This window comes from Kitasatospora sp. NPDC059327 (assembly GCF_042752535.1).
Lineage (GTDB): Bacteria > Actinomycetota > Actinomycetes > Streptomycetales > Streptomycetaceae > Kitasatospora.
Genome location: NZ_JBHYYB010000009.1, coordinates 90,802 through 103,249 on the forward strand (window position 1 = coordinate 90,802; position 12,448 = coordinate 103,249).

Genomic DNA, 12,448 nt, shown 5'->3' on the forward strand with positions numbered 1-12,448 from the left:
CCCGACGGCGGCACCGGGTCGGGTCGGGGCGCCCCCAGCGGGCTCAGTCGTGCGGCGGCAACCCGCCGAGCTGGTGGTCGGCCACGTTGAGCGCCTCGTCGACCAGCCGGCGCAGATGGCCCTGCCGCAGGGCGTAGACCACCCGCCGGCCGTCCTTGCGGGTGGTGACCAGCCCCGCCAGCCGGAGCTTGCCCAGATGCTGGCTGACCGACGGGCGCGCCGCACCGCACGCCTCGGTCAGCGTGGTCACATCGGCCTCGCCCTCGCCCAGGCGCCGCAGCAGCGCGAGCCGGGTGCGGTCGGCGAGCAGCGCGAGGACGGCGGCCGCCGTCTCCAGCCGCTCGTCGCTGCCCGGCTGCGCGTCGTTCCCCGGCCGCGCATCGCCGGACGGCCGTTGCTCACCGGACGGCCGCTGCTGTCCGCCCGGCTGCTGCGACCGATGTGCACCTGATAGCCGAAGGCTGCCGCTCATGGCCACATCGTAGAGGGCTCACCCGTTCACGCACGGCGCGGTCGTGCGGCCGCGCGCCCCCGCCGCACCCCCGCACCCACCGCGGCACCCGAATGCGGCACCGCCGGTCGGCGGACCGGTTCGAGCACGGAGCAACAATGAGTGGCCCCCGCCCCTCATCCTCCGGAGCACCCCATGCCCATGCTCGCGATCAAGGGAACGTACCGGCTCATCGACAGTGACCCCGACGGCGACACCGTGCACTTCCTGCCGCAGGATCCTGGCTTCTGGTGCGACGTGCCCGGCAAGCACCGGGTCGGACGGAACAGCCGCGGCGGCGGCAAGATCCGCATGGAGGGCATCGACGCGCTGGAGACCCACTACTCGGGGGTCGCCACCGAGGCCGTCCACCAGCCGATGGACCTGGGAGCGAGCGGCGCCCGCGACGAGCTGATCTCCTGGCTCGGCTTCAGCGACGTCGTCCGGGGCGCGGACGGCAAGGTCACCGGCTCGACCCCGGAGACCGTCCCCGGTTTCGTCCTCGCCGACGGCGCCGACGTCTTCGGCCGGTGTATCGCCCTGGTCGGCCGGGGCGCCCTGCCGGCCGACGTCCCGAACGGCCGGCGGACCGAGGTCACCCCGGACCTGCTGCACCAGACCGCCAACCACCACCTGCTCTCGCTCGGCCTGGTCTACCCGACCTTCTACACCAGCCTCCCCGAGGTCCTGCGCCACGACATGACCGCCACCTCCCAGCAGGCCCGGGCGGCGAAGGCGCCGGGCAGCGTGTGGGCGCACGACGTCACCACCGACGGCGCGGTGATCGAGGACCTGACCTCGATCACCGACCACCAGGTGATCCTGCCGAAGCTGTTCCGCCGCCTCGCCGACTACATCCGCCTCTTCGGGCCCTCGCTCGGCTGCTTCCCCGCCTACCTGGCCGGCGAGGCCGAGGAGTTCTTCCTCCCCGAGCAGACCACCTCCGTCACCGGCCTCCAGCACGTCGTCGAGATCAACGGCGACACGATCAGGATGACCCGGAAGATCGAGGACATCGTGCTCGTGGAGAAGTGACCACCGGCCCCCGACGGCGCCCTCCCGTGCGGGGCGCCCCGGCGGCCGCGGCCCCGTTCACCGGTCCCGCAGGTCCACCACCCGGCGGATCTTGCCCACCGAGCGCTCCAGCGTGTACGGGTCCACCACCTCGACCTCCACGGTGACGCCGACCCCGTCCTTCACGCCCTTGGCGATCGCCGACGCGGCGGCCGCCCGCTGCTCGGGGGCGGCGTCCGGGCGGGCCTCGACCCGGACCGCCAGGTGGTCCAGCCGGCCCCGGCGGGTGAGGTGGAGCTGGAAGTGCGGTGCCACCGCGGGGGCGCGGAGCAGGATCTCCTCGATCTGGGTCGGGAAGACGTTCACCCCCCGCAGGATGATCATGTCGTCACAGCGGCCGGTGACCTTGGCCATCCGTCGGAAGGCGGGCCGGGCGGTCCCGGGCAGCAGACGGGTGAGGTCGCCGGTGCGGTACCGGACGACCGGCAGCGCCTCCTTGGTGAGGGAGGTGAACACGATCTCACCGCTCTCCCCCTCGGGCAGCACCCGGTCGGTGAGCGGGTCCACCACCTCCGGGTAGAAGTGGTCCTCCCAGATGTGCAGCCCGTCCTTGGTCTCCACGCACTCCTGGGCCACGCCCGGGCCCATCACCTCGGAGAGGCCGTAGATGTCGACGGCGTGGATGTCCATCCGCTCCTCGATCTCCCGGCGCATCGCCTCCGTCCAGGGCTCGGCGCCGAAGATCCCGACCCGCAGCGAGGTACCGCGCGGATCGACGCCCTGCTTCTCGAACTCGTCGAGCAGGGTGAGCAGGTAGGAGGGGGTGACCATGATGATCTCGGGCCGGAAGTCCCGGATGATCTGCACCTGCCGGGCCGTCATGCCGCCCGAGGCGGGAATCACCGTGCAGCCCGCCCGCTCGGCACCGTAGTGCGCGCCCAGGCCACCGGTGAACAGCCCGTACCCGTAGGCGACGTGCACCTTGTGGCCGCGCCGGCCACCGGCCGCCCGGATGGAGCGGGCCACCACATCGGCCCAGACCGAGAGGTCGTGCTCGGTGTACCCGACCACGGTGGGCCGCCCGGTGGTGCCGCTGGACGCGTGGAGCCGCCGGACCTCCTCCACCGGGACGGCGAACATCCCGAAGGGGTAGCTCTCCCGCAGGTCGGCCTTGGTGGTGAAGGGGAACCGGGCCAGGTCGGCGAGGGTCCGGCAGTCCTCGGGGAGCACCCCGGCCGCGTCGAACTTCCGTCGGTAGAGCTCGACGTGGTCGTACGCGTGACGCAGGGTGGCCCGGAGGTGCGTCAGCTGGTGCTCCGCCAGTTCCTCGGCGGTCAACCGCTCCCCGGCGTCGAGCAGCCGGGCCGGGAGCGGCTCCCCCCGGCGCGCACCCGAGGGGGCCGGTTCGGTCGCTCCAGCGCTCATGGTGTCTCCGTCCGCCGTCCCCGCCCCCCAGGCACCAACCGATCATTCGGTCAGTGTTCGACAGGCCAAGTAATCCAGCAGCCGAACCACCTGTCAAGGGACGCACCCCTGGTCGGGGGCCGGTGCGGGGCGGGTGCGGGGTCGGGGGCCGGTGCGGGGCCGGGGCCCGTGCCGCCCGACGTCCCGGGGCGGGACCGTCACCAGGTCCGGGCGGCCGCCAGCAGCCGGTCCCGGACCCGGGCCGACGGCCCGCTCAGGTCCGCGCCGGGGCGTTGGACGAGATAGCCGGTGTTGATCGGCGGGTCCTCGGGGTCGTCCAGCAGGACGAGGCCGCCGTCGGCCAGCCGGTCCGCGCACAGGTAGCGCGGCACCACGGCGAAGCCCGCCCCGGCGGCCACCGCGGCCACGACCCCGCGCAGATCGGGCACGGTGAGGGCGGCCCGGCAGGTGAGACGGCGGCCGAACACATGGCGCCAGTAGCGGCGGACGATCGGCAGGTCCTCGGCGTACGCCACCAGCGGCACCTCGTGCAGGGCGGCCGGGCCCTCGGCCGCGAGCCGCCCGCGCACACGCTCGGCCCAGACCGGCGCGGCGACCAGCACGAACTCCTCGTCGCCCAGCGGCACGGCCGACAAGGTCCGCCCGCGCGGCCTGGTGGTCGCGATGACCAGGTCGTGACGGCCGGCGCGCAGCTCCTCCAGCAGTTGGTCGGTCAGGCCCGCGGTCACCCGGAGCCGCACGCCGTCGGCGACCAGCGGAGCGAGCGCGGGCAGCACGAGCGTGCTGAGCAGTTCGGCCGGACCGGCCAGGTGAACCGGTTCCGTGCCGGCCTCGGGGCCGATCCCCGCACCGGTGGCGGCGGCGAGCGCGTCGAGCGGCCCGGCGATCCGGGCGGCCAGCTCCTCCGCGACCGGCGTCGGGGCCACCCCGCGCGGCAGGCGTTCGAACAGCTCGCGCCCGCCCTGGCGCTCCAGCGCCCGGATCTGGGTGGTCACCGTGGGCTGGGAGAGGCCCAGCACCTGGGCGGCGGCCGTGAACGACCCGGCCCGGTGCACGGCCAGGAAGGTCCGCAGCAGGTTGAGGTCGGCGGGCGCGGCCGGCGGCGGCCCGGGAGGCGGGGGCTGCGGTACGGCCGGGGGCTGGGCCGGCCGCTCGGCGTCGGGGCGGTTCACCCGGCAAGCCTATTCCCCACCACCCATTGGAATGCCTATGGCATCGATCGGATCTGCCATTGGTGACCGATGGGACGGCCCGCCTATCGTCGGACCCATCGCCGAACTGACGGTCCGGACCGGGACGTCAGTGCCTCCAGGGCGTCAGACCGAATCTCCGGGCCCGTCCGGCCCGCCCGCAGAGAAGAGCCCCCGCATGTCGAAGATCCTCTTCGTCGTCACCGGTGCCACCTACTGGACGCTCGCCGACGGCACCCAGCACCCCACCGGCTACTGGGCCGAGGAGGCCGTCGCCCCCTACCAGGTGTTCGAGGCCGCCGGCCACACCGTCACCGTCGCCACCCCGGGCGGGGTCGTCCCGGCCGTCGACAAGGGCAGCCTGGCCCCCGAGGCCAACGGCGGCGAGGAGGGCGCCGCGAAGATCGCGGCCGGACTGGAGGCCTTCACCGAACTCCGGCACCCGGTGCGACTGGAGGACGTGGACCTCGCCGACTACGACGCCGTCTTCTACCCGGGTGGCCACGGTCCGATGGAGGACCTCGCCGTCGACCCCGTCTCCGGCCGGCTGCTGGTCGACGCCCTGGCCTCCGGGAAGCCGCTCGGCGTGGTCTGCCACGCGCCCGCCGCGCTGCTGGCCGCCACCCTGCCGGACGGGACCAACGCCTTCGCCGGCTACCGGCTGACCGGCTTCACCAACGCCGAGGAGATCCAGGCCGGCCTCGCCGACAAGGCGAAGTGGCTGATCCAGGACCGTCTGGTCGCGGCCGGCACGGACTTCCAGGAGGGCGAGCCGTGGGCCCCGAAGGTGGTCGTCGACCGCAACCTGGTCACCGGCCAGAACCCGGCCTCCGCCGCCCCGCTCGCCGCCGAGCTGGTCAAGAAGCTGTCCTGACCGTCGGGGCCGCCGACCGGCCCGACGGGGCCCTCCGCCACGCCGGCGCCGGGGGCCGTGCCCGGTCGGCGGTCCACCGGTCCGTCCGCGGCCTGGACGACGCCGTCCGCCGGGCCCGCGTGAGCACCCGCGCCGGCGGGCGCCCGCACGGGCCCGACACCGATCAGGCGACCACCGGCGAGCCGAACTCGCGGACGGCATCGGCCACGATCGCCTCCAGGCTGGCGTGGTGGGCACCCCGCCAATAGGCCTGCCCACAGTCGACGCACTGCGCGAACGCGTCGTACGACCGCTCGGTACCGTCCCGGAGCTGGTCCCGCACCGAGGTCTTGGCGACATCGCGCAGCGTCCCGTTGCAGGTCGTGCAGCGGCTCCAGGGGGCGAGCGGGGGCGCGAAACGCGACAGGACGTCCCGCAGTTGCTCGGCGGGCCGGTGGCTGTAGACGTAGGCGCCCGCCCAGAGTTCGCGGCGCCGCAGCAGCCCGCGGTCGCGCGAGAGCAGCACCCGCCGCTCGGCGGCCGAGCGCGCGGCGAGCGCGGCGTCGCCGATGTCCGGGTTCTCGTAGGCAGCGTCGATGCCCAGCAGCCGCAGCCGGCGCGCGAGCGTCCCGAGGTGGACGTCGAGCAGGAACCGCGGCGGCTCGGCGGACGGTTGCGGTCTGCGCACCGCCCGCACCGAGATCAGCTCCCCGGCCGCGGGCACGTGGGAGCCGCCCACCTGCCGCCCGTCCGCGAGCAGGGTGCCGACCTCGGTCAGCGGAACGCCGAGCGACTCCACCACGTGTCCGAGGGTCGCGACCCCGTCGGTCCGCAGGGCGATCCGTTCCGACCGCCGCCCGGCGGCGAGGAAGACGTGCAGGTCGGGGGCGAAGCTCAGCCAGATCTCCGGTCTCTCCACTTGGCCAGCATGCCAGCGGCCGGGCCGCCGCGGCCAGCACTTTTCGGTGCTCGCGAGGCCTCGCCGACCGGCCCGGCGGGACTTGTGGCCGGACTTCTGGGCGGGCAGCCCGGCGGTCGACGAACCGTCCGGCGCCCGGGCCCGACGCTCCGCCGGGAGCCGGGTGACGGGAGCCGGGTGACGGCCGGCACGGGCGAGGGGGGCGGCGGTCCCTCGGAGCGGTTCGTCCCGCGCGGCGGATCGCCCTCGGCCGCACCCGCCGGAGCCGGCGACCCGGGGCCCGGGCCCCGGACTGGACCTGGCCGCTCCCCACCCTGTCGGACGGGGAGCGGCCAGGTCGCCGGTGGCGGGCGCCGCATCAGCGGAAGGTCCGCAGCCGGAGGCTGTTGCCCACCACGAAGACGGAGGAGAAGGCCATCGCGGCGCCCGCGATCATGGGGTTGAGGAGTCCGGCGGCGGCCAGGGGCAGGGCGGCGACGTTGTAGCCGAAGGCCCAGAAGAGGTTGCCCTTGATGGTGGCCAGGGTGCGGCGGGAGAGCCGAATGGCGTCGGCGGCGGCGAGCAGGTCGCCGCGGACGAGGGTGAGGTCGCCGGCCTCGATGGCGGCGTCGGTGCCGGTGCCCATGGCGAGTCCGAGGTCGGCCTGGGCGAGGGCGGCGGCGTCGTTGACGCCGTCGCCGACCATGGCCACGACCCGGCCCTCGGCCTGGAGCCGCCGTACGGTGGCGACCTTGTCCCGCGGCAGTACCTCGGCGATCACGTCCTGCGGCCCGATGCCGACCTCGGCGGCCACGGTCGCGGCCACGGCGGCGTTGTCGCCGGTGAGCAGCATCGGGGTGAGTCCGAGGGAGCGCAGCCGGGCGATGGCCTCGGCGCTGGTCGGCTTGACGGCGTCGGCGACCTCCAGCACGGCGCGCGCCGCGCCGTCCCAGCCGACCGCGACGGCGGTCCGCCCGGCCCCCTCGGCGGCGCGCTTGGCCTCGGCGAGCCCCTCCGGCAGGTACTGCGACCAGTCGGCGAGCAGCTGCTCGCGGCCGACCAGGACGGCGTGCCCGTCCACCACGCCCTGGACGCCGAGGCCCGGGACGTTCTCGAAGTCCTCCACGGCGGGCGGATCGCCCACCCGCTGGGCCGCGGCGGTGGCGACGGCCCGGGCGATCGGGTGCTCGGAGGCGTGTTCCAGGGCGCCGGCCAGGCGCAGGGCCTCGGTCTCGGTGACGCCCTCGGCGGTGTGGACGGCGAGCAGGGTCATCCGGCCGGTGGTGACGGTGCCGGTCTTGTCGAGGACGACGGTGTCCACCCGGCGGGTCGACTCCAGGACCTCCGGGCCCTTGATCAGGATGCCGAGCTGCGCGCCCCGGCCGGTGCCGACCATCAACGCGGTCGGGGTGGCCAGGCCCAGGGCGCACGGGCAGGCGATGATCAGCACCGCGACCGCGGCCGTGAACGCGGCGGTCCACCCCTCGCCGGTGCCGATCCAGTAGCCGAGGGTGGCGACCGCCAGGGTGATCACGACCGGGACGAAGACGGCGGAGATCCGGTCGGCCAGTCGCTGGGCGGCGGCCTTGCCGTTCTGGGCGTCCTCGACCAGCTTGGCCATCCGGGCGAGCTGGGTGTCGCCGCCGACCCGGGTGGCGCGGACCACCAGTCGGCCGCCGGCGTTGACGGTGGCGCCGGTGACGCTGTCGCCGACCGCGACCTCGACCGGGACGGACTCGCCGGTCAGCATCGAGGCGTCCACCGCCGAGGAGCCCTGCTCGACCGTCCCGTCGGTGGCGATCTTCTCGCCCGGGCGGACCACGAAGAGGTCGCCCACCGCCAGTTCGGCGGTCGGGACGCGGACCTCGACGCCGCCCCGCAGCACGGTGACGTCCTTGGCCCCGAGCTCCAGCAGCGCCTTCAGCGCGGCGCCGGCGGTGCGCTTGGAGCGCGCCTCGAAGTAGCGGCCGGCCAGGATGAACGCGGTGACGCCGGCCGCGGCCTCCAGGTAGATGTTGGCGGAGCCGTCACCGCGCGCGATGGTGAACTCGAAGCCGTGCCGCATGCCCGGCATACCGGCGTGGCCGAAGAAGAGGGCCCAGAGCGACCAGAGGAACGCGGCGCCGGTGCCGACCGAGACCAGGGTGTCCATGGTCGCGGCGCCGTGCCGCAGGTTGGTCCAGGCGGCCCGGTGGAACGGCCAGGCCGCGTAGGTGACGACGGGCGCGGCCAGGGTCAGCGAGAGCCACTGCCAGTTGTCGAACTGCAGCGCCGGCACCATCGCCATCGCGATCACCGGCACGGCCAGCGCGAGCGCGGTGAACAGGCGCTGCCGCAGCGGGGCGAGTGCGTCCGCCCCGGGGGCGCCGTCGGAGCCGTCCGCGGCGTCGGCCGGCGCGGTGGCGACCGGCCGGGGCAGGGCGGCGGTGTAGCCGGTGGCCTCGACGGTGGCGATCAGGTCGGCGACCTCGACACCGTCCGCCACGACGAGCCTGGCCTTCTCGGTGGCGTAGTTGACGGTGGCCTCGACGCCCTCCATCCGGTTGAGCTTCTTCTCGATCCGGGCGGCGCACGAGGCGCAGGTCATGCCGCCGATCTGGAGTTCCACCTCGGTGGAGGCGGGTGCCTGGGTGGTCATCTGGGCTCCTCGTGAGTCGTGGGTCGGGGTGGGGCGGGTCCGGGGTCCGGATACCCCCAGGGGGGTTGTGCGGGAGTGGCGCGGGCCCCGGACTCCGGGGCGGACCGGGCGGCGCCCGTCAGACGCGGCCGGCCAGTTCGTAGCCCGCCTCGTCGATCGCGGCGCGCAGGGCCTCCTCGTCCGGCTCGGCCTCGGCCTCGACGGTGACCAGGCCGGCTTCGACGTCCACGCGGACGGCGGTGACACCGACCACGGTCGCGACCGCCTTGGCGACGGACCGCTCGCAGTGGCCGCAGGTCATCCCGGCGACGGCGTAGACCGCGGTCACCGCGGCGGCCGGCTCGGCGACGGCGGTGGTGGAGCAGGTGCCGGTGGTGGAGCAGCAGGACATGGTTTCCTCCGGTGGTGTCCGACGATCTCGCCCAGATACCCATGGGGGGTATCCGTTCGGCGTGACTCCATTAATACCCATGGGGGGTATCCGACGCAACCCTTGAATGCCTTGACTTCATACCCCAGGGGGGTATTCACTCGGGACGCGGCTCCCGCCCCCGGGACGCCGGCCGGCGGGTGCCCGACCATCCGGCGCACCCCCACCCCCACGGGCCCGAAGGAGTTCCGCCATGAACACCGCACTGAAGATCGCCGCCTTCACCGCCGGCCTCACCACCGCGTTCGGTGCCGCCTACGGCGTCGGCCGGGCCGCCGGAGACGCCCCGGCCCCGCGGCCCGCCGCGGCCACCGCGCACGGCGCCCCCGCTCCCCACGGCGCCCCCGCCGCGCGGGACACCCCCGGGGTCGCGCCCGCCCCGGACACCGACCGGCTGCCCGGCGGCCTCCAGATCTCCGAACGCGGCTACACCCTCGGCCTGGACACCCCGTTCGTCACCGCCGGCGCCCCGGCCGACCTGCGGCTGCGCGTCCTCGGCCCGGACGGCCGACCGGTCACCGACTACCTCCCGGCGCACGAGAAGGAGCTGCATCTGATGATCGCCCCGCGCGACCTCTCGACCTTCCAGCACCTGCACCCCGGCCGCGCCGCCGACGGCACCTGGAGCACCTCGGCGGCGCTACCGGCCGCGGGTGAGTACCGGGTCCTCGCCGAGTTCACCCCGGCCGGCTCCACCGAGGCGCTCACCCTCGGCGCCGACCTGCACGCCGCCGGCGACCTGCGCCCCGCGCCCCTGCCGGAGACCGGGCGCACCGTCACCGTGGACGGCTACACCGTCACCCTGGGCGGGGAACTCACCCCCGGCCGCCCGGGCCGGCTCACCCTCACGGTGGCCGAGGACGGCCGGCCCGTCACCGACCTCCAGCCCTACCTCGGCGCCTACGGCCACCTGGTCGCCCTGCGGGCCGGCGACCTCGCCCAGCTCCACGTCCACCCGGACAGCACCGCCCCCGGCCCGGACCTCACCTTCACCGGCACGGCGCCCAGCGTGGGCGACTACCGGCTCTTCCTCGACTTCCGCCACCAGGACACCGTCCACACCGCGGCCTTCACCCTCCCCGCGAGCACCGCCACCGCCATCGCGCCGCCGGCCCCGGCTCCGGACGGCCACCGGCACTGACCGGCCGCCCCCAGCGGACGGCCACCCGCCCCGGCCGGTGCCGACTCGGGCACGGCCGGGACCGCGAGGGCTCAGGACGAACGGCGGGGGCGGCCCTTGCGGGCGGCGCCGGCCTTGCCCGCACCCGCCCGACCCGCGCCCGGCTTGCCACCGCCGGACTTTCCGCCCCCCGACCGGCCGCCGGCCCCCGCCTTGCCGGCACCGGCCTTGCCACCGGCCGCCGCCTTGCCGGAGCCGGCGCGCGGGCGGCCGCCCGCCGCACCGGGCTTCTGCTTCGACTGGTCCGCCGCGGGAGCCGTCTGGCCCCGGCCGCGCGAGCTGTTCACCGTCCGCCCGCGGACGATCCCGATGAACTCCTCGATCAGGTCGGTCGTCCGGTCCAGCTGCCAGGCCAGGGCGACCTGCGACTGCGGTGCGTCCGGCACCGGCCGGAAGGTGAGGTCCCGGCGGTGGTGCAGCCGGGCGAGCGACTGCGGGACGAGGAGGACACCGACGCCCGCGGCCACCAGTTCGATCGCGTCGGCCGTGGTGGCCGGGCGCTCGATCGCGGGGCGGCCGGGCAGGTCCTCCCAGCCCAGGGTGTCGTCCAGCGGGTGGAAGACGACCTCTTCGGCGAGGTCCGCGACGGGCACCTCCTCGGCCGCCGCCAGCCAGTGGTCCTTCGGGAAGACGACCACCGTGCTCTCGGTGTAGAGCGGGATCGCGCTGAGGCTGTCCCGGTCCACCGGGAGCCGGACCAGCCCGGCGTCGGCCTCGTCGGCCACCAGCGTCCGCGCGCCCTCCTCCACCGCCACCGCGACCAGGCTGAGCGGCACATCGGGCAGCCGCTCCTGCCAGACGCGCACCCACTTACCGGGTGTCACGCCCGGAACGTATACCAGCCGGAACGAGGGGTTCGCCTGCATCTCTGTCACGCTGCAAGGCTACCGACCGTGATCGGGGCCGCCACTCACTCGCTTACCCTAGTGACCATGACATCGCTCAAGTCGAAGACGACCCAGACCATGAAGCCGGCCACCGCCGCCAAGAAGCTGGGCATCTACCTCAACGCCGCCCCCGCCGAGTTCCAGGAGGGCGTGATCTCCCGCGAGGAGTTCAACACGCTGCAGGCCGACCCGCCCCAGTGGCTCCAGGACCTGCGGCGCAACGGCCCGCACCCCCGTCCGGTCGTCGCGACCAAGCTCGGCGTCTCCGTTTCGGGCCTGGCCCGCGGCGGCGTCACCGAGGCGCTCACCACCGAGCAGATCGAGGCCCTGAAGACGGAGAACCCCACCTGGCTGGAGCGCGAGCGCACCGTCCAGGCCGAGGTCCGCAAGGAGGCCGTGCGGATCAAGGAGAAGAACGCGCAGCAGGCCGCGACCCCGCCCGCCAAGACCCGCTGACCCCCGCCCGGCCCCTCCGGTCGCCGGGGGCCGCGAGCCGGAGTGCGGGCGGGTGAGCCCGGCCTGCCCGCCCCCTCGGACCGGGGAGCGGGGCCGACGGGCCCCGGCCGGTGCCGCCCCCGTCGGTTCGCCGCGACCACCGGTTCGTCGTGCCCAGCGGCTCGTCGTGCCGCCCCGCCGGTTCGCCGCGCCGGTCACGACCAGGGCCGCCCGTGGTCGAGCAGGCGGCGCACCAGCCCGTCCAGGTCGACGTACTCGTGCTCACGGCCCGGCGGAACGAGGCGGTCGGCGCGTGCGAGGAAGGACCTGACCTCGGCGGTCCGGGCCCGGAGCACGACGCTTCCCTCGTCCCCGCCGAGCAGGACCAGGACACTGCCCGCGTCCTCACCGGTACCCGGCCGGATCGACACGTCGCCGATGCCCACCGCCCGCGTCAAGCCCGCCGTCAGCAGCTCCCGCGCGAACATCCAGGTGATCGGCTCGGCCCGGTCGACGTGGCTGTCCAGGTAGACCGCGTAGGGCTCGGCCGCCTCGTAGCGCAGGCGGGCCTTCACGCGGACGCTCAGGCCGGGGCAGACGAGCGCGCGCAGGTCGAGGTCCAGGGCCGTCACCGGAGCGCCGGAGCGCTGCGGGGGGACCTGTGGCGTCTCCCGGCCGGTCATTCCGGCTGCCCCGCGGCGCCGTGGACGGGCGGGAGGAACCGGGGCGGCTGCACCAGCCGGTGCCACTCGTGGTCGACCTGGCCGGGCACGGTGCGCCCGTAACCGATCCAGAGCGCGACAAGGTGCGTGAAGATCGGAGCCTGCTCATGAGGAATCGTTTCTTCGCCTGCGAGGACGAAGGCCTGGCGGTCATTTCTCATGCCTGGACAACGACGCGCTCCACCTGCGGTAACCCTCCACCGACGGCGGACTCGCGCCCGCCACCGGCGCGGGGCACCGCGCGCCCGCCCGCCCGGCCCCGGCCGACCCGCTCGTCCTCGGCCCG

Annotated in this window: 13 protein-coding genes; 4 read left to right on the top strand and 9 right to left on the bottom strand. The window is 75.1% G+C overall.

What is annotated here, in order from left to right; translation table 11 throughout:
* Positions 1-43: 43 nt before the first annotated feature.
* Positions 44-472, bottom strand: a complete 429-nt coding sequence (locus ACFXHB_RS08785; RefSeq protein WP_380573133.1) for an ArsR/SmtB family transcription factor — start codon at positions 470-472, stop codon at positions 44-46.
* A 174-nt stretch (positions 473-646) separates the two neighbouring features.
* Here ACFXHB_RS08785 and ACFXHB_RS08790 point away from each other — a divergent pair, with 174 nt between their 5' ends.
* A complete protein-coding gene (locus ACFXHB_RS08790; protein WP_380573134.1) occupies positions 647-1,525 on the top strand; it encodes a nuclease in 879 nt (292 codons plus the stop codon).
* Between the two features lie 57 nt (positions 1,526-1,582).
* On the opposite strand, the gene paaK is transcribed toward ACFXHB_RS08790, so the two are convergent.
* The gene (paaK, locus tag ACFXHB_RS08795) at positions 1,583-2,929 is read right to left on the bottom strand and encodes a phenylacetate--CoA ligase PaaK (RefSeq protein WP_380573135.1); all 1,347 of its coding nucleotides are present in this window, start codon (positions 2,927-2,929) and stop codon (positions 1,583-1,585) included.
* Positions 2,930-3,126: 197 nt separating this feature from the next.
* Positions 3,127-4,005, bottom strand: coding sequence for a LysR family transcriptional regulator (locus tag ACFXHB_RS08800; RefSeq protein ID WP_380573217.1), 879 nt, complete (start codon positions 4,003-4,005; stop codon positions 3,127-3,129).
* Positions 4,006-4,297: 292 nt separating this feature from the next.
* On the opposite strand from ACFXHB_RS08800, the gene ACFXHB_RS08805 reads away from it, so the two are divergent.
* On the top strand, positions 4,298-4,993 hold the full coding sequence (locus tag ACFXHB_RS08805; RefSeq protein ID WP_380573136.1) for a type 1 glutamine amidotransferase domain-containing protein: 696 nt from the start codon (positions 4,298-4,300) through the stop codon (positions 4,991-4,993).
* Between the two features lie 163 nt (positions 4,994-5,156).
* On the opposite strand, the gene ACFXHB_RS08810 is transcribed toward ACFXHB_RS08805, so the two are convergent.
* The 3 genes from ACFXHB_RS08810 to ACFXHB_RS08820 all read right to left on the bottom strand — a co-directional run bounded on the left by ACFXHB_RS08810 (position 5,157) and on the right by ACFXHB_RS08820 (position 8,899).
* On the bottom strand, positions 5,157-5,891 hold the full coding sequence (locus ACFXHB_RS08810) for a Mut7-C RNAse domain-containing protein (RefSeq protein ID WP_380573137.1): 735 nt from the start codon (positions 5,889-5,891) through the stop codon (positions 5,157-5,159).
* Positions 5,892-6,249: 358 nt separating this feature from the next.
* Positions 6,250-8,508: a heavy metal translocating P-type ATPase gene (locus ACFXHB_RS08815; RefSeq protein ID WP_380573139.1), complete on the bottom strand. Its 2,259-nt coding sequence runs from the start codon at positions 8,506-8,508 to the stop codon at positions 6,250-6,252.
* Positions 8,509-8,626: 118 nt separating this feature from the next.
* A complete protein-coding gene (locus ACFXHB_RS08820) occupies positions 8,627-8,899 on the bottom strand; it encodes a heavy-metal-associated domain-containing protein (RefSeq protein WP_380573141.1) in 273 nt (90 codons plus the stop codon).
* A 232-nt stretch (positions 8,900-9,131) separates the two neighbouring features.
* Here ACFXHB_RS08820 and ACFXHB_RS08825 point away from each other — a divergent pair, with 232 nt between their 5' ends.
* Entirely contained in the window at positions 9,132-10,079 is a 948-nt protein-coding gene (locus tag ACFXHB_RS08825) for a hypothetical protein (protein ID WP_380573142.1), read from the top strand.
* 71 nt (positions 10,080-10,150) lie between these two features.
* Here the strand turns inward: ACFXHB_RS08825 and ACFXHB_RS08830 are convergent, their stop codons facing one another.
* Complete coding sequence (locus ACFXHB_RS08830) at positions 10,151-10,993, bottom strand: LysR family substrate-binding domain-containing protein (RefSeq protein ID WP_380573143.1); 843 nt, start codon at positions 10,991-10,993, stop codon at positions 10,151-10,153.
* 57 nt (positions 10,994-11,050) lie between these two features.
* On the opposite strand from ACFXHB_RS08830, the gene ACFXHB_RS08835 reads away from it, so the two are divergent.
* Positions 11,051-11,461, top strand: a complete 411-nt coding sequence (locus ACFXHB_RS08835; RefSeq protein WP_380573144.1) for a DUF5997 family protein — start codon at positions 11,051-11,053, stop codon at positions 11,459-11,461.
* A gap of 194 nt (positions 11,462-11,655) precedes the next feature.
* Here ACFXHB_RS08835 and ACFXHB_RS08840 read toward each other — a convergent pair whose 3' ends face one another.
* Positions 11,656-12,123, bottom strand: a complete 468-nt coding sequence (locus ACFXHB_RS08840) for an SsgA family sporulation/cell division regulator (RefSeq protein WP_380573145.1) — start codon at positions 12,121-12,123, stop codon at positions 11,656-11,658.
* Positions 12,120-12,323 carry a hypothetical protein gene (locus ACFXHB_RS08845; RefSeq protein ID WP_380573146.1) on the bottom strand — a complete coding sequence of 68 codons (204 nt, stop codon included), beginning with the start codon at positions 12,321-12,323 and terminating at the stop codon, positions 12,120-12,122. The genes ACFXHB_RS08840 and ACFXHB_RS08845 overlap by 4 nt, the downstream gene beginning before the upstream one ends.
* Between the last annotated feature and the right edge of the window lie 125 nt (positions 12,324-12,448).